The sequence below is a fragment of the Chryseobacterium carnipullorum genome, from assembly GCF_003815695.1.
GTDB lineage: Bacteria > Bacteroidota > Bacteroidia > Flavobacteriales > Weeksellaceae > Chryseobacterium > Chryseobacterium carnipullorum.
This window is the reverse complement of sequence record NZ_CP033920.1, coordinates 3,902,636-3,922,021: the sequence shown is the minus strand read 5'-3', so window position 1 is coordinate 3,922,021 and position 19,386 is coordinate 3,902,636. Positions and strand designations below refer to the sequence as shown.

General features: G+C 38.6%; 15 protein-coding genes. 9 read left to right on the top strand and 6 right to left on the bottom strand.

The genetic code is table 11. The features are described from left to right. Nucleotides 1-70 precede the first annotated feature (70 nt). From EG346_RS17870 to glgB, 5 genes are all read right to left on the bottom strand, one after another. Entirely contained in the window at nucleotides 71-1,111 is a 1,041-nt protein-coding gene (locus tag EG346_RS17870; RefSeq protein ID WP_123880520.1) for an SRPBCC domain-containing protein, read from the bottom strand. A 209-nt stretch (nucleotides 1,112-1,320) separates the two neighbouring features. Then, entirely contained in the window at nucleotides 1,321-2,589 is a 1,269-nt protein-coding gene (locus tag EG346_RS17865; protein ID WP_073336280.1) for a glucose-1-phosphate adenylyltransferase, read from the bottom strand. A gap of 214 nt (nucleotides 2,590-2,803) precedes the next feature. Further along, nucleotides 2,804-4,210 carry a glycogen synthase gene (locus tag EG346_RS17860; RefSeq protein ID WP_123880518.1) on the bottom strand — a complete coding sequence of 469 codons (1,407 nt, stop codon included), beginning with the start codon at nucleotides 4,208-4,210 and terminating at the stop codon, nucleotides 2,804-2,806. A 38-nt stretch (nucleotides 4,211-4,248) separates the two neighbouring features. After that, complete coding sequence (locus EG346_RS17855) at nucleotides 4,249-4,812, bottom strand: hypothetical protein (RefSeq protein ID WP_123880516.1); 564 nt, start codon at nucleotides 4,810-4,812, stop codon at nucleotides 4,249-4,251. Next, nucleotides 4,809-6,758: a 1,4-alpha-glucan branching protein GlgB gene (glgB, locus tag EG346_RS17850; protein WP_181876071.1), complete on the bottom strand. Its 1,950-nt coding sequence runs from the start codon at nucleotides 6,756-6,758 to the stop codon at nucleotides 4,809-4,811. The genes EG346_RS17855 and glgB overlap by 4 nt, the downstream gene beginning before the upstream one ends. A 203-nt stretch (nucleotides 6,759-6,961) precedes the next feature. Between glgB and EG346_RS17845 the strand changes: the two genes are divergently transcribed. The 9 genes from EG346_RS17845 (at nucleotide 6,962) to EG346_RS17805 (ending at nucleotide 16,507) form a co-directional block, all read left to right on the top strand. Beyond that, nucleotides 6,962-8,083 (top strand): alpha/beta hydrolase-fold protein, encoded by a 1,122-nt coding sequence (locus EG346_RS17845; RefSeq protein WP_123880512.1) that lies wholly within the window; start codon nucleotides 6,962-6,964, stop codon nucleotides 8,081-8,083. A 4-nt stretch (nucleotides 8,084-8,087) separates the two neighbouring features. Next, nucleotides 8,088-9,503, top strand: coding sequence for a leucyl aminopeptidase family protein (locus EG346_RS17840; RefSeq protein ID WP_123880510.1), 1,416 nt, complete (start codon nucleotides 8,088-8,090; stop codon nucleotides 9,501-9,503). A 140-nt stretch (nucleotides 9,504-9,643) separates the two neighbouring features. Further along, on the top strand, nucleotides 9,644-10,855 hold the full coding sequence (locus EG346_RS17835; protein WP_123880508.1) for an ATP-grasp domain-containing protein: 1,212 nt from the start codon (nucleotides 9,644-9,646) through the stop codon (nucleotides 10,853-10,855). 28 nt (nucleotides 10,856-10,883) lie between these two features. Next, the gene (locus EG346_RS17830; protein WP_073336269.1) at nucleotides 10,884-11,597 is read left to right on the top strand and encodes an alpha/beta hydrolase-fold protein; all 714 of its coding nucleotides are present in this window, start codon (nucleotides 10,884-10,886) and stop codon (nucleotides 11,595-11,597) included. 60 nt (nucleotides 11,598-11,657) lie between these two features. Further along, a complete protein-coding gene (locus EG346_RS17825) occupies nucleotides 11,658-12,611 on the top strand; it encodes an ATP-grasp domain-containing protein (protein ID WP_073336267.1) in 954 nt (317 codons plus the stop codon). 27 nt (nucleotides 12,612-12,638) lie between these two features. After that, on the top strand, nucleotides 12,639-13,757 hold the full coding sequence (locus EG346_RS17820) for a carboxylate-amine ligase (RefSeq protein WP_073336265.1): 1,119 nt from the start codon (nucleotides 12,639-12,641) through the stop codon (nucleotides 13,755-13,757). A 36-nt stretch (nucleotides 13,758-13,793) separates the two neighbouring features. After that, nucleotides 13,794-14,627 (top strand): type 1 glutamine amidotransferase, encoded by an 834-nt coding sequence (locus tag EG346_RS17815; protein WP_123880506.1) that lies wholly within the window; start codon nucleotides 13,794-13,796, stop codon nucleotides 14,625-14,627. Nucleotides 14,628-14,727: 100 nt separating this feature from the next. Then, nucleotides 14,728-15,912: a hypothetical protein gene (locus tag EG346_RS17810; RefSeq protein ID WP_123880504.1), complete on the top strand. Its 1,185-nt coding sequence runs from the start codon at nucleotides 14,728-14,730 to the stop codon at nucleotides 15,910-15,912. A gap of 67 nt (nucleotides 15,913-15,979) precedes the next feature. Beyond that, nucleotides 15,980-16,507 carry a MepB family protein gene (locus EG346_RS17805; protein ID WP_123880502.1) on the top strand — a complete coding sequence of 176 codons (528 nt, stop codon included), beginning with the start codon at nucleotides 15,980-15,982 and terminating at the stop codon, nucleotides 16,505-16,507. A 118-nt stretch (nucleotides 16,508-16,625) separates the two neighbouring features. Here the strand turns inward: EG346_RS17805 and cphA are convergent, their stop codons facing one another. Continuing rightward, nucleotides 16,626-19,256, bottom strand: coding sequence for a cyanophycin synthetase (gene cphA / locus EG346_RS17800; RefSeq protein WP_123880500.1), 2,631 nt, complete (start codon nucleotides 19,254-19,256; stop codon nucleotides 16,626-16,628). Between the last annotated feature and the right edge of the window lie 130 nt (nucleotides 19,257-19,386).

The window sequence follows — 19,386 nt, the reverse complement described above, 5'->3', positions numbered from 1 at the left end:
ATAAAAAAAACCGAGTTAAGACAGCCTGAGACCGTTAAAAAAAATTAAGAAAAAAATAATTAAAAAAAAATCACTTAAACACTGATAATGAGAGCTTCATGTTGACCTCCTGCCCTTCGATCGGACGTTCAATAAAGGTCTGACGGATATCTCCGAAGCGCATCTCGTCTTTTTTGGCCTTCTGAATCAGCTGCTGAACTGCCCTTATTCTGCCTTCATAATTTCCTTTGTAGTACATCACGTAATTTTGAGAAGCATTCACCGTACGGAAATTGAAGTTATTATCCGTTACTCCAATCTTTTTGGAAAGTGGAATTCCCATGAAGTAAGAAACCTCTTTGTCTTTATAATTATCCGCATCGGTAATAAGTACAGGAAAGCCGAATTCATCGTCTTTTTTGCCCAGATCCATTGTTACATAATTATAAATCTTACTGTAATTCATCACAATATTTTTATAAAGGGATTCTTTTTTGTTGGACGCACTTACATTGATTCCCAAAAGCACCTTACTTTCTTCATTTTCCACCATCAGACTGTCATATTTGATGGAAGCCATCTGGTTATCTTTTTCCACTTTATTACCCAAAACATTTTTGAGGTTAACCATACTTTTGTCAATATTTTCAGCAAACCGGTCTTCTGTCCAGAAATTCTCTACTCTCCTCAACACAGAAAGTTTTGGGGTGTGGACAAGCCATGTAATCTTTGTTTTTTCTGCAGAAATGGCTTTAAATTTAACATCAACTACCGTAGGATTTTCGTTTCTGTCCTCGAAAAGCTGATAACGCAGACTTTTTTCAGGGTTTTCGTAGCGGATGAACATTTCTCCGTCTGTATCATTTTTTGGATCGACATAACTGATTGCCCCTCCCTGGCCTTCATAAGGCGTATAATAATCTATATCAATAGACGGTGAACTCGTAAAAAAGTTATTCCAGCGGGTAAAGTGCTGAAGATTATTAAACTGGGGAAAGACTTTATCGATAGGATAATCGATCTCTTTTTCTATCTTAAAATCCTTGTTTTCATCTACAAAATAGTACATGGAAGCAGCATAAGCTCCTACCACTAAAACAAGAATTACGGCTATAATTTTAAAAAAACGCATCGCACAAAAGTAATACAAATAAAAAAAGTGACCAATATCATGATCACTCTAGTTTTTAGGTTTAACACTTATTAACCTCATGAAGGTTAAAGTCAGAAAAAATGGATAATGGAAGATGGAATACTATTTGGGAATTTAATTATTCAAATTCCTTCGTGATTCTTTTGGTAGGAAAATTTCACCCATCAATCTTCCATCTCCCTTTCTATTCAGCCTATATGAGTTCCGGAAGGAAGAACAGCTCCTTTTTTCACCACAACAATTCCATCCTGAACGGAATGGGTTCCGTAGTCGCCGTCCGGAAGATGTTTCCCTCCAATAATCTTCACATTGTCTCCGATGTAGCAGTTTTTATCAAGGATCGCCTTCTCAATGTAGCAGTATTTTCCGATTCCCATATTGGGACGCCCGCTTCTGTCGTTGATGACAATTTCTGTCGTATTCTGGTAAAAATCGGCCCCCATTACATAGGAATTGACGATGGTACTCCCTTTGTCTATCCTGGTTCTGTTTCCGATCACAGAATTTTCGATCTTATCAGCCATAATGATACATCCGTCTCCGAAAACAGCTTTACTTACGTAAGAACCGTTGATCTTTGATGGCGGAAGCATCCTTGCTCTGGTATAAATGGGTGAAGAAGAAAACAGGTTAAACTGCGGAAGATCCTGACAAAGATCCAGATTCGCTTCATAAAATGATTCTATCGTTCCAATGTCTGTCCAGTAGCCTTCGTACTGATAACTCAAGGTTTTATATTTTCCGATGGAGTTTGGAATGATATCTTTTCCGAAATCATCACCAGCCCCGTCTTCAAACATTTTTTTCAAAATCGTTCTGGTGAAAATATAAATTCCCATCGATGCCAGATATTCTTTCCCTTTATGCTTGTTTTCCTCTGAAACTTCAGATTTCAGGCCATCCAGGATATCATATTCCGGCTTTTCATAGAAAGAGGTAATGTTGCCGTCATCATCAGATTTTAAAATTCCGAATCCAGTAGCATCTTTCGCCACTACGGGAATGGTAGCAATGGTGACGTCGCCTCCGTTTTCAATGTGAAAATCCAGCATTTCCCTGAAATCCATCTGATAGAGCTGGTCACCGGAAAGGATGAGAATATAGTCATAATCATACTTTTCCAGGTGCTTCATCGACTGGCGTACTGCATCTGCCGTTCCCTGATACCAGCTTTCATTTTCCACATTCTGCTCGGCAGCAAGAATATCTACAAATCCTTTGCTGAAAATGTCAAAGTGATAAGAATTCTTGATATGTGAATTTAAGGAAGCTGAATTAAACTGCGTTAAAACCAGGATTTTATTCAGTCCTGAATTCAGACAGTTAGAAATAGGGATATCTACCAGCCTGTATTTTCCTGCAATAGGAACTGCCGGTTTAGATCTTGAATATGTTAACGGGAATAATCTTGTCCCTCTGCCGCCTCCCAAAACAATGGAGATTACATTTCGTTTCATAGGTATCTTGCGTTTTGTTGAATTAAATTTACTGTTGTATTCTTAGTGTTAATTGCTATTTTAAAGCACTCTTTATTCTTGTATACGAATGCATTGACATCCCCCAATGACCCGAAATTTATTCTTATTATTCAGTTCCATCATTTTGATTATCCTTTTCTAAATGGAAAGAATGGTGATTATGAGGAAAAATAATCCGGGAGTTTTACTCCCATCAGTTATTGTATAAAGCTATATATTTTTCAGCAGATTTCTCCCATGCAAAATCAAAATTCATGTTGGCATGAATAAGTTCTTTCATGACCCCTTTCTGATTATAAATCCCTAATGCCCTGTTCATTGCATGAACGATATCGTCTACTCCCGGATAGGTAAAGTTCAGTCCTGCTCCTCCTGTTGAAATATCTTCTACGGTATCCCTGAGTCCTCCGGTGTATCTTACAACAGGTACCGTGCCATATCTCATAGAATACATTTGGTTCAGTCCGCAGGGTTCCACTCTTGAAGGCATCAGCAGAAAGTCTGCCGAAGCATAGATCTTATGGGAAAGATGTTCTTTGTACCCGAGATCTAATGCAAAATTGGTATAGGTATATTCATACTCTTTCAGCTTGTTTTCAATATAACTATTTCCGGAACCCAGAATCATAATATTCAAGGCGCCATAGCTTTGTTTGATGCTCTTCCAGACAACATCAGGCAGAAAATCTGCTCCTTTTTCCGTAGCAAATCTTCCAATAAAGGCAAACAATGGAAGATCGGGCTTTAAACCATATTCCTTACAGAGCTTTTCTTTATTCTTCTTTTTTTGGGCCACTGCATTTTTTATATTGAAATTAAAATCCAGCATCGGGTCGGTCTCAGGATCCCAAACTTCCGTATCAATTCCGTTGATAATACCGTATGCTTTCCCAAACTCTTCACGCACCAAACTCTCCAGTCCTCGGAAGCTGATAAAAAGTTCTTCCAGATAACCCTCTGAAACGGTTGTAAAAGCGTGAGAACATTTGATCATACTTGCCAGTGGATTGATAAAACCGTTCCAGTCCATTAAACCCCATTTGTAGGCATCAAAAGACGGCAGATAATTCGCCATATTCCAGCTCATCATTCCCTGATACTCTCCGTTGTGGATGGTTCCTATTGTTTTTACTCCTTTTAAAAATTCAAATTCAGGACAATGCTGGGTCATAAAAGGCACCAACCCTGTATGGTAATCGTGACAGTGCAATACATCGGGACGAATCTTCATAGCACTCAGCCAATGCAATACACCATGCTGAAAAGCGATAAACTGAAAACTTTCGTCCTGATAACCGTAAGGGTTTTCTCTGTCTAAAAGCCCCGGTATTTTTACCATATAAAGCTCAAATCCCAAAACATCTGATTTCTCCTTCATAACCTGAACCTGAAGCATGTCCGGGCCCTGATGAATGAAGCCATCAAAAACTATGTCAAACTCATGATGATGAACAAAAGATTTGTTGTACCAGGGCATAACTACCTTAGCGTCTATCCCTTTTATTTTATTCTGATATTTTGGCAGCGCGCCCACAACATCAGCCAGACCGCCCACTTTGGCAATCGGGTAACATTCTGTACTTAGGTGATATATTATCATAGTCTTTTCCTTACTCATTCTTAAATATCGTTTATTTTTTATTCTAAACCATCTGTATTCCGTTGTCCATTCACATTTTTACTAATCCTAAAAATAGGAATCAAATGGCCGTCTTCCAGCCTTTCCCGTTGAATCACAATACTGATCTCTTGTGATGTGAATGTCAGGATTCCATAGTTTTGTAATCTATCTATATCAAATGGTTCCGATCTCTCATTTTCGGAATGCATTCTTTTAAGCTGTACCTTACCATGATCTGATGCTTCAATATCTTTCAATTCTGCATGATCAATGGATTCTGCAGAAAAGTAACTGAACATAAAGTCAGTTTGATCGATCAGGTATTGTATCATCAAAACTGCTTCGTCATCATGGGCCGTAAAAATGACTTCAGATACCCTATTGTCTGAAAATTCTACTTTATGTTTTTCTATTTTAAAATGAAAAAAGTAAAGTTCTTTATTCAATCTCCCTTCTAAAAGAGGTGGATCAAATCCTGCTTCATCAAATTCTTTCAGTGTTTCTTCATCGAAATCCAATCGTACAGTGTATTCTTTTATTTCCCTGTACTCTTTTCCTAAAATATCTAAAACCTGAATCATTTCTTATGCTGTTTTATCCTGTGAATCTTATACTTTTTATCTTTTTTCTGTCTTAAAACAATACCCGCCAGCGGAGGCAGCTTTATCGTAATGGATTTTGGATGCCGCATCCATTCTTCAGATTTTTCATTCAAAATATCCGCATCTGCACCACTTCCATTGTATTTCTGATCGTCGGAATTAAGAATGACTTCCCAATGCGTTCCTGCATTGACTCCTATTTTATATTCTAAAACATTAGGAGTAAGGTTGAGAATCACCATCAAAACATCCTCTCTCTTTTTACCTTTCCTCAGATACACATAGACAGAATTCTCAAGATCATCAGCTTCTACCCATTCAAAACCGTTTTTATTAAACTGATTTTCATAGAAGGCAGATTCATCACGATAAAGATGATTCAGATCCTTTACGAGAGTCTGCATTCCTTTATGAACAGGATACTCCAGCAAATGCCAGTCCAGACTGCGGGTAAAATTCCATTCGCCTGTTTGTGCAAATTCGTCTCCCATAAAAAGAAGCTTTGCTCCCGGATGGGTATACATATAAACATACAATGCACGGAGATTGGCAAATTTCTGCCATTCGTCTCCCGGCATTTTATAGATCAGACTTGCTTTTCCGTGGACCACTTCATCATGGGACAGCGGCATCATATAATTTTCATTATACATATATACGGAGGCAAAGGTGATTTTATGGTGGTGGTATTTCCTGTTTTCAGGAGCTTCTTTAAAATAATCCAGCGTATCATGCATCCACCCCATCATCCATTTCATTCCGAAACCTACTCCACCGTCATGAACGGGTTTTGTAAGCAAAGGAAAATCTGAGCTTTCTTCGGCTATCGTAATAATACTGTCACCAAATTCTTTATAAACCGCTGTGTTGAACTCCTGGAGAAAAGCTTTAGCTTCAAGGTTTACATTTCCGCCTTCAATATTGGGTTCCCACTCGCCTTCATTTCTGGAATAGTCCAGATGAAGCATCGATGTGACTGCGTCTACCCGAAGTCCGTCAGCGTGATATCGGTCTAACCAGAACATGGCATTGGAAATGAGAAAGGATTTAACTTCATTTCTGCCATAATTAAAAATATAGGACTTCCAGTCGGGATGAAAACCTTTTCTCGGATCTTCATGTTCATACAGATAAGAACCGTCGAAACGGTGAAGTCCGTTGGCATCACCCGGAAAATGAGAAGGGACCCAATCTAAAATTACTCCAATATCATTTTTATGAAGTTCATCGATCAGAAACATCAGATCCTGAGGAGAACCAAACCTTGATGTCGCCGCATAAAACCCTGTAATCTGGTATCCCCAGCTCGGATCATAAGGATATTCCATAACAGGCATCAATTCAACATGGGTAAAGCCCATTTCTTTTGCGTAAGGAACCAATTTTTCAGCGATGTCACGGTAATTCAAATACTTTTCCGGAGCGTTGCCTGGCCTTATCCAGGAACCTAAATGAAGTTCATATACCGATATCGGTGCGTCCAGACTGTTGATTTCCCGGCGCTTTTCCATCCATTCTTTATCGGTCCACTCATACCAGGTCGTAGAAACCAATGAGGCAGCCTGCAGATTTTGCTCCCAGCTCAAAGCATAAGGATCACTTTTTTCGAGAATTTCTCCTCTGGCTGTTTCTACCGCATATTTATATAAAGTTCCCCAGGTAAGTCCGGTTATAAAACCTTCCCAGATCCCGGATCCATCCCATCGCGGGAACAGAATATGATCTTTATGATTCCAGTTATTGAAATTTCCTATCACGGAAACTTTTTTTGCATTGGGAGCCCAGACCGAAAAATAGACGCCTTTTACACCGTCTTTTTCAACAGAATGTGCACCAAATTTCCCATACAGCTTGTAGTGTCTTCCTTCTTTGAAAAGGTAGACATCATGGTCAGTAAACAGTGTATAGGTTTTAACAGAATTCATCAAGATATTATTATACTTTATTTTTCTTTGAAACTACGAAAATTCCCTGCAATAATGGTTAAAAATTAATCAAATAATTATTATGTTAATTACTCTCATTTCGGCACATTGATCAAATATATTATTTTTTACATTCATTTTTTTATGATTTTAAAACAATCTTTTTTATAAATTTAGCTGCCAATTTATATTAAACACATAAGATGAGGTTTGAACTTTATACAGAAGAAAGCGACGACAGAACGGTATACATCACCGGAAATTTCAACAACTGGAACCCCAGAGATTCCAATTATCAGCTTAAACAGCTGGATTCACACCATTATTTCATTGAGATCAATAGCGAAATCCTTGCCGATATTGTGGAATACAAATTCACGAAAGGAGGTTGGGAAAATGTAGAGCTCGACAAATATGGAAATATCACCCCCAACCGTAAGGCTGAAAAGTCCGCGGGAAAGGCATCAGATATCATAGAAAAATGGAGGCTCAACTGGGGACCTTTCAAAAAAGAATTCTTCCCGATTGCAGAAGTGATTTCTGACGAATTTTATATTCCACAACTTGAACGGTACCGGAAAGTATGGGCTGTTCTCCCCTATGATTACTATGTTGCAGACAAAAGTTATCCTGTCCTTTATCTTCAGGATGCTCAAAATCTTTTCAACGAAGGAAGCGGGTACGGAAACTGGGAAATTGATAAGAAACTTTCTATCCTTGCGGAATACAGCCGTGGCGATGTCATTATTATAGCTATAGAACACGGCAGTGAAGAGCGTATCAAGGAATATATTTTTGATAATGATCATGTAGCCAATGGCTCTGAGGGTAAAAAATACATCCGCTTCATCACAGACACTTTAAAACCTTTTGTGGATGACCACTACCGCACCAAAAAGGATCGTGACAATACAGGAATCGGAGGCAGCTCTTTAGGTGCACTGATCAGCATTTACAGTGGTTTTCTTTATCCGGAGGTTTATTCTAAACTGCTGATTTTCTCTCCGTCACTGTGGGTAGAGCCGAATAATAATTTCCCGATGATGAACTTCAGAGTTCCGTTTAAAACAAAGATCTATCTCTACGGAGGAGGTCAGGAAGGCTCTAAGATGGTCAAAAGAATCCATGTTTTTGAAGAATATTTAAAACGCTGGGAGAAGAAAAATCTTTTTGATTTTGAGTTTAAAACCAGCATCAATCCGGAAGGAACCCACAGTGAATTTTACTGGTCTCAGGAATTCCCAAGAGCTATTGAATGGCTTTTCTACGACAACACAGAAAATCCCGTAGAAGTACAACCACAACAACAAAGTATTAAAAATTAAGTTTATGAAACTAATCAATAAAAAAAATAAAAACTACACCCAGATTTTTCAACTTTTCACAGAAGAAGAATGGAAAAAATCGGGTAAAAAATACAATAAAAATATAGCCTCCTTTTTCAGCGGAAAGAAACATGAGGTATTTATTCATACTGATTCAGAAAGTATCACTTATCTGATCGGCTTAGGAAAATCTACCCTGCAGAACTTCGAAGTCCAGCAGGTGGCGGTAAAATTTACTCAAACCCAGAAAGAAAAAATCCAGGCTGCGCCTACTTTGGTTTTAGCAGATTTTCTGAACGAAAAACAGTTCTCAGAATTCGTAAAAGGCTTATTGTTGGGAACTTACCATTATCCTTTTGACAAAAAGCATGCGTTCTGGAACTCCAGATTTGAGATTCACTTTGAAAATTTAAGCCAGAAAAAATTAGATGGTATCAGTGAAAAAGCCGAAGCACTGGCTAACGGGCAGACGGCCTGTCAGGAATGGCTGAACAAACCGGCCAATCTTAAGAAACCAGATATTTTAAGTCTTTACCTTAAAAATTTAGCAAAGAAATACGAGTTAAAGTACACGGTATTTAACAGGAAGAAATGCGAGGAATTAGGTCTTGGCGCTTATCTGTCAGTCAATCAGGGAAGCGCTTATGATGCTGCCTTTACGATCATAGAATATAAAACCCAAGTAAAAAATGCCAAAACATTTGGTCTGGTGGGAAAATGCGTTCTTTTTGATACCGGTGGAATCTCTCTGAAGAATCCGGACAATATGCACTATATGAAGTCTGATATGGGGGGTGCAACAGCTGTTATCGGAACATTAATTTACGCAGCAGAGATGAAACTTCCGGTGAATATCGTGGCGGTACTTCCTATCACAGACAATGCAATCTCTGAAAATGCTTTCCTTCCAAGTGATGTCATCACTGCTTACAACGGAAAAACCATTGAAGTACTGAATACAGATGCAGAAGGCAGAATGATTCTTGCAGATGGTCTTTCTTATCTGTCAAAAAACTATAAAACAGATTTCCTTATCGATCTTGCGACGCTGACGGGAAGTTCTGTCAGAATGTTCGGTGATACTTGTGGAGCGATGTTTTCAAACAATGATGAATTGAAAAATATTTTGATAAAAACCGGAGATACCACCAATCAAAGAGTATGGAATCTTCCTTTGTGGGAGGTATGGAAAGATGATATTCAATCTGATGTGGCAGACCTTAAAAATATCTCAATGAAACCTATCGGAGATTGTATCGTAGCCGCTAAATTTTTGGAGCAGTTTATTGAAAACCACCCTCGATGGGCCCATCTGGACATCGCAGGTGTTGCCTTCGGAAGTACGGGATACGCAAAGGGGAAGGCAGCAACCGGTTTTGGAGTACAATTGCTGGCCGATTTAATGGAAAATTATCACTAAAAATTAGTTTTTTTCAAAAATTCTCTGTATACTTGATTATAGATTCTCAAAAACGCAGTTTATTTCTATTTTTACCATTGATTAATCAATAGAAATACGCTTTTATCTTTGATAATTTACTAAAAATTAAAAAACATTATATGGAGGAGAAAATTATAGTATGTATTTCGTGCTATTACAAGGGCTATGACTTCATGGATGAAATGAAGAAGCTCGGTAACAAAATCATCTTAGTAACATCAGAGAGTCTTAAAGAGAAAAACTGGCCATGGCATGCTATTGACGAGGTCTTTTATATGTCTGAACTGAAGCCATCTGTGTGGAATCTGGAACATCTCGTTCAGGGATTTTCACATCTGATGAAAACCAGAAAAATAGATGCTGTGGTCGCACTTGATGACTATGATGTAGAAAAAGCAGCACTGATCAGAGAAACATTCCGCATTCCCGGAATGGGACAGACTACTCACAGGTATTTCAGAGATAAACTGGCGATGCGTCAGAAGGCAAAAGATTCGGGAATCAATGTTCCTGAGTTTACGGCAGTTTTTAATAATGATGAGGTCAACAATTTTACAGAAAAAGTTCCGGGTCCGTGGGTATTAAAACCCCGTTCGGAAGCATCTGCATCGGGCATTAAAAAGTTTTCTTCCAAAGATGACCTCTGGGCTGAACTGGAATCACTCGGGGAAGAGCGACACCTGTTTCTGCTTGAAAGCTTTAAACCAGGAGATGTTTATCACGTAGACAGCCTGACCTTTAACAAAGAAATTGTCTTTACCTCGGCTTCCAAATATCTGGCTCCGCCTATGCAGGTTTCTCATGAAGGAGGGGTATTCCGATCCAAAACTCTGGGAAGATATTCTGAGGAATTTAAAGCTCTTGACGAAGTGAATGCAAAGGTTCTTTCCAGTTTCGGACTTCTCAACGGGGCTACACACACTGAATTTATCCGTGGAAAAGCTGACGGGAAATGGTATTTCCTTGAAACCTCTTCCAGGGTTGGTGGTGCCCATATTCCTGATCTTGTTGAGGCTTCAAGCAATATTAATATCTGGCGCGAATGGGCCAAAATTGAAGATGCCCTGCTGCGTGGAAAAAGCTATAAGGCTTCAAAACCTACCGGTTACTATTCCGGACTCATCGTAGCCCTGATCAAAGACAAACATCCTGATTACACTGCTTTTGAAAGTGAAGAAGCGGTCAGTTTCCTTCCGATTGATTACCATGTGGGAATTGTTTATAAATCTACAGACCCGGATATCATACAGGAAAGATTAGACAGCGCTGCAGAAAAAATTCAGGCTGAAATGCTGAATATTTTACCTCCCAAAAGCAAATTGACCAGCTAAAACACCGTATAACAAAAGAAAATTTATAATGCCGCATATAGAACATACAGATTATTATTCAAATATATTGGGAACCCGTCTTAAGGTAGAAGTTACCGGACATTATGGTCATCCGATCATCATGTTTCCCACTTCTCAGGGACAGTATACCCAAAATAACGATTTCCATCTTAATGGAAGTATCAACTGGTTTGTAGAACAAGGGAAAGTAAAACTTTATAATATTCAGACTATTGATGCATGGAGTTTTTATGACGAAAAGATTTCGCCTCAGCAAAGGATAAAGAATTATGAGCTGTATATGCAGTTTCTTATCCAGGAATTCATTCCCTATATCCAGAAGATGCACAAAACCCACCGTGTTGCAGTGGCCGGAGCAAGTTTCGGAGGTTATCATGCTGCCAATTTTGCGTTCAGATTTCCGGATGTAGTTTCCCATTTATTCTGCCTTTCGGGAGCATTCAGCATCAGGAATTTTATGGATGGATATTCTGATGAACTGGTCTATTTTAATTGCCCGAAAGAATTTGTGAAGAATGATGAAGCCTGGAAATACAAGCATATGCACATTGTCCTGAGTACTTCTGACCAGGATATCTGCAGGGATAAAAACATTGAAATGGCTGAGATTTTACGCTCAAAAGGGATTGATTTCTGGTATGATGAAAGAAAATGGATCAATCACGACTGGACCTTGTGGAGAATGGTATTTCCCACATTTATAGGTGCCTTTTTTTCCTGAAAAGCAGTACATTTAAGAAGATAAAATAATAATACATACACCAATTAAAAAACAGAAATTATGGCAAAAAAAGTGGGAATTCTATTCGGTATGGAAGATACATTTCCTTGGGCGTTTATCGACAAAGTGAATGAACTGGGTGGCGGAGAAATCATTGCTGAACCGGTAAATATCGACAAACTAGAACAAGGCGCTGATTACGGCTATGCAGTCATTATCGACAGAATTTCGCAGGATGTTCCTTTTTACAGAGCGTATTTGAAAAATGCAGCACTCAACGGAACTTATGTTATCAATAATCCTTTCTGGTGGAGTGCGGATGAAAAATTTTTCAATAATGCACTGATGTCAAAACTGGGAATTCCGCTTCCTAAAACGGTATTGCTTCCTTCGCACGAAAGACCAACTGATACCTCCGAAACCTCATTCAGGAACCTTAAGTTTCCTCACGACTGGGAATATATTTTCGATTACGTAGGTTTTCCTGCTTATATGAAACCTCATGACGGTGGCGGCTGGAAAAGCGTTTACAGAGTTGAAAATCCGGATGATCTCTGGAATAAATTAAGCGAAACAGAACAACTGGTCATGATGGTTCAGGAAGAAATTGTTTTCGATGATTACTACAGGGTTTATTGTCTGGGTAAAAAATATGTTCATATTATGCCTTATGAACCCCGTAATGCCCATCATTTGCGATATGCCACAACACATCAGACTCAGGGGGCAGAGCTGGAAAAACTATTAAAAACGATTCATGATTACACGATCACTATGAATGAAGCCCTCGGCTATGATTTCAATACGGTAGAATTTGCAATCAGAGACGGAATTCCCTATGCTATCGATTTCTGCAATCCGGCTCCTGATGCAGACCGAAATTCTGTAGGCGAGGAAAACTTTGCATGGATCGTTGAACATTCGGCTAAACTGGCTATTGAAAAAGCTAAAGAATATGTTCCTGGAAAACCTAATATTTCGTGGGGCACCTTCGTAAAAGATTCAGTAAAATAAATATTTAAATAAAAAACACGAAAAGAAATGCATCAATTTACCATAGGAATCGAAGAAGAATATCAGATTATTGATGTTGAGAGCAGAGACTTAATATCTCATGTTTCGAAAATTATTGAAGGCGGAAAGGCGGTTTTAAGCGAAAATTTAAAACACGAAATGCACGAATCCATGATTGAAATGGAAACGGGTATCTGCCAGAATATTCAGGAAGCGAGAGCTGAACTTACGAATTTAAGAAGGCATTTGATTAATACCGCCCATGAACAAGGCCTTCGTGTTTCCGGAGGCGGAACGCATCCTTTTTCCAACTGGGAACACAATACCATCACCAATGGTGAACGTTACAACAAGATTGTAGATGATATGGGAGATGTTGCCCGCGGAAATCTTATTTTCGGGCTGCATGTACATATCGGAATTCCCAACCGTGAAGAAGGGGTCAGAATTCAGAATGTAATGCGCTATTTCCTTCCTCACGTGTACGCACTTTCCACCAATTCACCTTTTTGGATCGGAAGAAATACGGGTTTTAAATCATACAGACAGGAGATCTTCGTCAAGTTTCCAAGAACAGGGATTCCGAGCTATTTCAATTCATTAGCGGAGTTTGACAGCTATGTAGATCTTTTGGTAAAAACGGGAACCATAGATAATGCCAAGAAAATCTGGTGGGATCTCCGGGTACATCCATTCTACCCTACTATAGAGTTCAGAATTTGCGACATGCCATTGAGAATAGAAGAAACGGTATGTATGGCTGCTATTATGCAGTGCCTGGTTGCAAAAATTTATAAACTTCACCAGCAGAATCTGAGCTTCAGAAGTTACAGAAGACTGCTGTTAAACGAGAATAAATGGCGGGCTTCAAAAAGCGGAATCGAGGCCCATCTTATTGATTTCGGAAAAGAAGAATCTGTTCCCTATCCACATCTGCTGAAGGAACTTCTGGAATTCATCGACGATGTTGTAGATGAGCTGGACTGCAGAAAAGAAGTGGAATATGCCTGGACCATTTTAGAAAACGGAACGGGTGCAGATCGTCAGCTTCAGGTATATAAAGAAACCGGAGATCTTACCAAAGTAGTAGATTATATGATCTCTGAAACGGAGTATGGTATCACCCACGGAGAAATGGCTTCATAATATTTTTGGTAACTTTACAAAAAATATGAAGTAGTTATGAAAGATATTCGAATCGCTCTGCTGGATATGAACAACAATCATGTCAATCAAGGCTTTAGAAATATTAAAGAGATTTCCGAGGCATTCCAGCAAAGCTCTGAAGAAAATGTGATCATCCAAACATTTGAGGTAAGGTTCAAGAATGAAATGCCGAACATTGACGATTTTGACATTTTTATTTCTTCGGGCGGACCGGGAAATCCACACAGAGAAGGTCTGGAGTGGGAGGACAGATATGCAGGTTTTCTTGATGCTGTTTTAGAGCACAACCAATATAATGAGGATAAAAAATATCTGTTCCTGATCTGCCACTCATTCCAGTTGGCAAGTATTCACTGGAAGCTTGGTAATATCTGTAAAAGAAAATCTTATTCTTTTGGGGTAATGCCCGTTCATAAAACAGAAGAAGGAGAGCAGGAATTTTTATTCAAAAATCTTCAGGATCCTTTTTATGCCGTAGATTCAAGAGCTTATCAGTTTATTGAACCGGATATGGACCGTTTTGATGAGTTGGGGATGAAAATCATGGCCATTGAGAAATCCAGACCGCATATCAATCTGGAAAGAGCGGTAATGGCTGTTCGTTTCTCGGATGAAATCTTCGGGACCCAGTTCCATCCGGAAGCTGATCCGCAAGGCATGATCGAAAATCTGAAAGACGAGAAGAACAAAACGGCAATGATCGAGAATTTCGGAATGGAGAAATATCTTGAAACGGTAGACAGAATAGACGATGAAAACAAGATCATTCTTACGAGAGCCCAGATTCTGCCAAGGTTTCTTCAGTCAGCAAAAAAAAACATTTTGAAAGGAAGTGAAGCTTTAGCGTAAACTTTTTATACAATCAATAAGATATTGTATTAACCATAATAAAACTAAAATCGGGCAATCACTGCTCGATTTTTTAAAATCAAACCACAAAGAAAAAAATATGATCCCAAAATACAGAAAGCAATTTAACCAGGAGTTTTCGCAGGAGAAATACGAACAACTTAAAGATCGTCTCGCTCAGAAAGGAGGTATTGAGCCGGCATTCCGAATTTCAGAAAGTCCGCTTTTTCTTACCCATGAATTTAAGAACAAACTCCTTGACGCCAGCAACAGTATTATTGACCAAATCAAAGAACTTCCTGCTGAAACTCTTTATAAAGCAGTTCCTGAAAACTGTAGGGTTCCCAACGACACGCTTCAACCTCACTTTTTCACAATAGATTTTGGGATCTGCAGAAGCGAAAACGGAGCCATAGAACCGCAACTGATCGAGCTGCAAGCCTTCCCATCATTATATGCTTTTCAAAAGACTTTTGAAGAAACTTTTTGTGAGGTCTACCCTTTTCTCTCGGAAATCAGAAATAAAATGCCTGATGATGAGTTTAAAAATCATTTGAAAAAACTGATCGTAGGCGACGAAAATCCTGAAAATGTTATTCTGCTTGAGATATTTCCGGAAAAACAGAAAACAGCCATAGATTTTGCATTAACAGAAAAATTACTTGGTATAAAAACAGTCTGTCTGACGAAAGTAAAAAAAGAGGGCCGGAAATTATTCTATGAAAATGATGGACAACTCTTTGAAATCAAAAGAATTTACAACCGTGTTATCTTTGATGAACTGGACCGGATTCCCGATGTAAAAGCCGGATTTGATTTCCGTGAAGATATTGACGTAAAATGGATCACTCATCCCAACTGGTTCTTTAAAATCTCGAAGTTTCTTCTTCCGATGCTGAAACATGATTTTGTTCCGAAAAGCTATTTCCTGCATGAATTTCCTGAACATGAAAACCTGGAAAACTTTGTATTAAAACCTTTGTTTTCATTTGCGGGCAGCGGGGTGAATTTAAATCCTACAAAAGAAATCACAGAAACTATCATCGATAAGGAAAATTATATTTTGCAGAGAAAAGTAACTTATGAACCTATTTTTGAAGATATTAACGGTGAGTTTTCAAAAGCAGAGATCCGTCTGTTGTATGTATGGCATGAAGACCAGGAACGCCCTATTCTGCTGGAAAATCTTGGAAGAATGACAAAAGCAGCGATGGTCAACGTAGATTTTAATAAAAAGGATGCGATTTGGATCGGAAGCTCCAATGCATTTTTTGGAGAGGAATAGTCTTTAGAATAAACCATCATGAAATCATTTTTAATCCCTAATTTTTAATAATTACAGAAAGACAATAATGACTCTTCAAAATGTTGATGAAACCATTTTTCAGCCGCTTGGCCTGAAACTTTTAGATGCAGAGGAAGATCTTGAATGCAGAGAATATTCTGGTTGTAGCTTTACCCTGAATGGTCTGAACATTAAATTCCGTACAGCAAAAATAACGCCTGCAAAAACAGGTCAGTTCGTTACGATATGGAAACGGAATGACCAAGGAGAAACAGCTCCGTTTGATTCGGATGATCCTTATGATTTCTATCTGATCTCAGCCTCAAAAGATAATGAGAAAGGTATTTTTATTTTCCCGAAAGAAATACTTGTAAAAAAAGGAATCTTGTCTCATGAAAACAAAATGGGAAAAAGAGGAATCAGGGTCTATCCTGATTGGGATCATACAGAAAGCAAACAGGCAAAAGCTACTCAAGTATGGCAGATGGACTACTTTATTGATCTTTCTGATCGATCAGAATTATATCTCCAAAAAGTTAAACGATTGTTTGATTTTAAATTAAAACAGTCTGTATCTTCATTCAAAGCTACATAAGTAATGTGTATTTTAATGGTTTAAATGAACTTTTCTAAAACTTCACATTTAAACCAAAACCTATAAACCAAAACAGCGGCTGAAAATTCAGCCGCTGTTTTTATAATTATTGATCTTCCTATGAATTTTTATCTTCTTCCTGAATCTCTCTTGCCTGATACTCCTGAACAAGGTCAATAGCATTCGAAATAACGTCACTTAAAGCGGTGATAAAAGTCCCGTCCTCAGCCATTCCCATGGCATGCTTAAGGGCTTCTATTTCTTTAGGAATGATCTCATAGCTTACATCTCTTCCTGCTTCATTGATCCCGTCAATGATCAGTCCGTTGATCTCTTCTTCCGTTCTCCCTCTCAGATGCTTTTCATTTCTGATGATGATATAATCAAACATTCGACCCGCAATTTTACCGCACTCACGGATATCACTGTCACGTCTGTCTCCCACTCCGGAAATAATACCAATTTTCTTTGTAGATTCTACATTTTTAAGATAATCTTCGATGGCCTCGTACCCTGAAGGGTTATGTGCGAAATCAATCAGAACCTTAAAACTTTTGAATTTAAAAATATTCAGCCTTCCGGGCGTAAGCTGCGCACTTGGAATAAAAGTTCTCAGCGAATTAGAAATATCTTCAATGCCAAAACCATAGAGATAACTGGCTAAACTGGCTGCCAAAACATTTTCGATCATAAATCTCGCCTTGCCTTCCATTGTAATCGGGAAGTCTTTGGCTTTTCCTATTCTGATCTTCCAGTCTCCTTTTTTGATGGTTACAAAACCTTCTTCATAAATGCAGGTAATTCTTCCTTCTTTGGCAAACTTTACAATATGAGGATTGTTTTCATCCATGCTGAAGATCGCGATATTGCTGTCAATATCATTCATGATCTTCATAGAATATTCATTATCAGCATTCAGTACGCTCCAACCACCTTTCTTCACACTATCCAGAACAACTCTTTTTACCTTGGTAAGGTCTTTCAGATTATGAATGTCGTTCATTCCCAAATGATCTTCCTCAATATTGGTCAAAACTCCTATATCACACTGTGAAAAGCCTAAGCCTGAACGCAGGATACCTCCTCTGGCTGTTTCCAAAACAGCAAACTCTACCGTAGGATCTTTTAAAACAAATTCAGCAGAAAGTGGTCCTGTGGTGTCTCCTTTTGTTAACATGGTATTTTGGATATAAATACCGTCGGAAGTTGTAAAACCTACTCTGTACCCGTTGCTTTTTACAATATGGGAAATCAGTCTTGTTGTTGTTGTCTTGCCATTCGTTCCTGTTACTGCAATAATAGGAATCGTATAAGGCTTTCCGGGAGGATAGAGCATATCCACAACCGGAGCAGCTACATTTCTTGGAAGACCTTCACTTGGTGCAAGGTGCATTCTGAATCCCGGTGCCGCATTCACTTCTATGATCGCAGCTCCGCTCTCTTTTAAAGGCTGTGTAAGGTTTTCAGCCATTATATCAATACCGCAGACATCCAGACCTATAATTTTAGATACTCTTTCAGCCATCGTTATATTTTCAGGATGTACCATATCTGTAACGTCTATGGATGTTCCTCCCGTAGAAAGATTAGCCGTTGATTTTAAATAAACTATTTCTCCTTTCTGAGGAACTGTTTCAAGGGTATAATGGAGCTTTTCAAGAAGTTCCATGGTGTCCTTATCCACTTCTATTTCAGTAAGGACATTTTCGTGACCATATCCTCTTCTCGGATCGCTATTTTCTTTATCTATCAGCTGCTGAATGGTCATTTCACCATCGCCTACTACATGAGCAGGAACTCTTCTTGCGGCAGCCACCATTTTATTATTAATGACTAAAACCCTGAAATCATATCCGGTAATGTATTTTTCTACAATGACTTTTCGTGAATATTTCTGGGCATGCTCCAATCCTATTTTTGCAGCTTCCCAATCGTTGACGTTAATGGAAGAGCCTTTTCCATGATTTCCGTCCAGCGGTTTCAGAACGATAGGATAGCCAATTTTACTGATCACCTCATTCAACCCTTCTTCGTCTACAATCAGATCCCCGATAGGAACCGGAATAGCAGCATCATGAAGCATTTTCTTTGTTAATTCTTTATTGCATGCAATATCTACTGCAATGGAGCTTGTTTTTCCTGTAATGGTAGCCTGAAAACGCTGCTGATTTACCCCATAACCAAGCTGTACCAAAGAATTTGTTCCTAATCTGATCCATGGAATTTTTCTGGAAACAGCTTCTTCCACAATACTACCTGTAGAGGGTCCCAGACGGACCCGTTCTCTGATCTCCTTTAATTTGTGAATACAGGCCTGAATATCGTATTCTTTATCTTCAATAAGAGCTTCAGCGATTTTTACCGCTTCTTCACCAGCATAAATCCCCGCATTCTCTTCAATATAATTAAAGACCACATTATATATTCCCGGTGATTTTGTTTCCCTGGTCCTTCCGAAACCTACATCCATCCCTGCCAGCGTCTGTATTTCCAGCGCTATGTGCTCGATGACATGTCCCATCCAGGTACCTGTTTCTATCCTGTGAAAAAATCCGCCTTCTACTCCTTCTGAGCATCTGTGGGTAATCAGAGATGGAATAAGTTTTTGGATTCTCTCTCTGAAACCGTCGATCTTATTCGTAGGATAATTTTCCATTTCTTCCAGGTCCAATCTCATCTGTATCAGCTTCTTTCTTCTGATACTCCAGATATTTGGGCCGCGTAGTGCCTGTATCTTCTCAATTTTCATAATCTATTTGCATTTTTATCAGTTAACAATAACTCCTTCAAAAATCAAAGATAATGTAAAACCCTAAACGAAACTATACCACATTTAAACATTTCTCAAAAAAGAATTAAAATAAATTAACAATCCTAAA

Coding starts and splice junctions, on each gene's coding strand:
- EG346_RS17815 (WP_123880506.1), top strand. CDS start 13,794: ATGAAAGATATTCGAATCGCTCTGCTGGATATGAACAACAATCATGTC.
- glgB (WP_181876071.1), bottom strand. CDS start 6,758: ATGAATTCTGTTAAAACCTATACACTGTTTACTGACCATGATGTCTAC.
- EG346_RS17845 (WP_123880512.1), top strand. CDS start 6,962: ATGAGGTTTGAACTTTATACAGAAGAAAGCGACGACAGAACGGTATAC.
- EG346_RS17855 (WP_123880516.1), bottom strand. CDS start 4,812: ATGATTCAGGTTTTAGATATTTTAGGAAAAGAGTACAGGGAAATAAAA.
- EG346_RS17840 (WP_123880510.1), top strand. CDS start 8,088: ATGAAACTAATCAATAAAAAAAATAAAAACTACACCCAGATTTTTCAA.
- EG346_RS17820 (WP_073336265.1), top strand. CDS start 12,639: ATGCATCAATTTACCATAGGAATCGAAGAAGAATATCAGATTATTGAT.
- EG346_RS17870 (WP_123880520.1), bottom strand. CDS start 1,111: ATGCGTTTTTTTAAAATTATAGCCGTAATTCTTGTTTTAGTGGTAGGA.
- EG346_RS17825 (WP_073336267.1), top strand. CDS start 11,658: ATGGCAAAAAAAGTGGGAATTCTATTCGGTATGGAAGATACATTTCCT.
- EG346_RS17810 (WP_123880504.1), top strand. CDS start 14,728: ATGATCCCAAAATACAGAAAGCAATTTAACCAGGAGTTTTCGCAGGAG.
- EG346_RS17805 (WP_123880502.1), top strand. CDS start 15,980: ATGACTCTTCAAAATGTTGATGAAACCATTTTTCAGCCGCTTGGCCTG.
- cphA (WP_123880500.1), bottom strand. CDS start 19,256: ATGAAAATTGAGAAGATACAGGCACTACGCGGCCCAAATATCTGGAGT.
- EG346_RS17865 (WP_073336280.1), bottom strand. CDS start 2,589: ATGAAACGAAATGTAATCTCCATTGTTTTGGGAGGCGGCAGAGGGACA.
- EG346_RS17860 (WP_123880518.1), bottom strand. CDS start 4,210: ATGATAATATATCACCTAAGTACAGAATGTTACCCGATTGCCAAAGTG.
- EG346_RS17835 (WP_123880508.1), top strand. CDS start 9,644: ATGGAGGAGAAAATTATAGTATGTATTTCGTGCTATTACAAGGGCTAT.
- EG346_RS17830 (WP_073336269.1), top strand. CDS start 10,884: ATGCCGCATATAGAACATACAGATTATTATTCAAATATATTGGGAACC.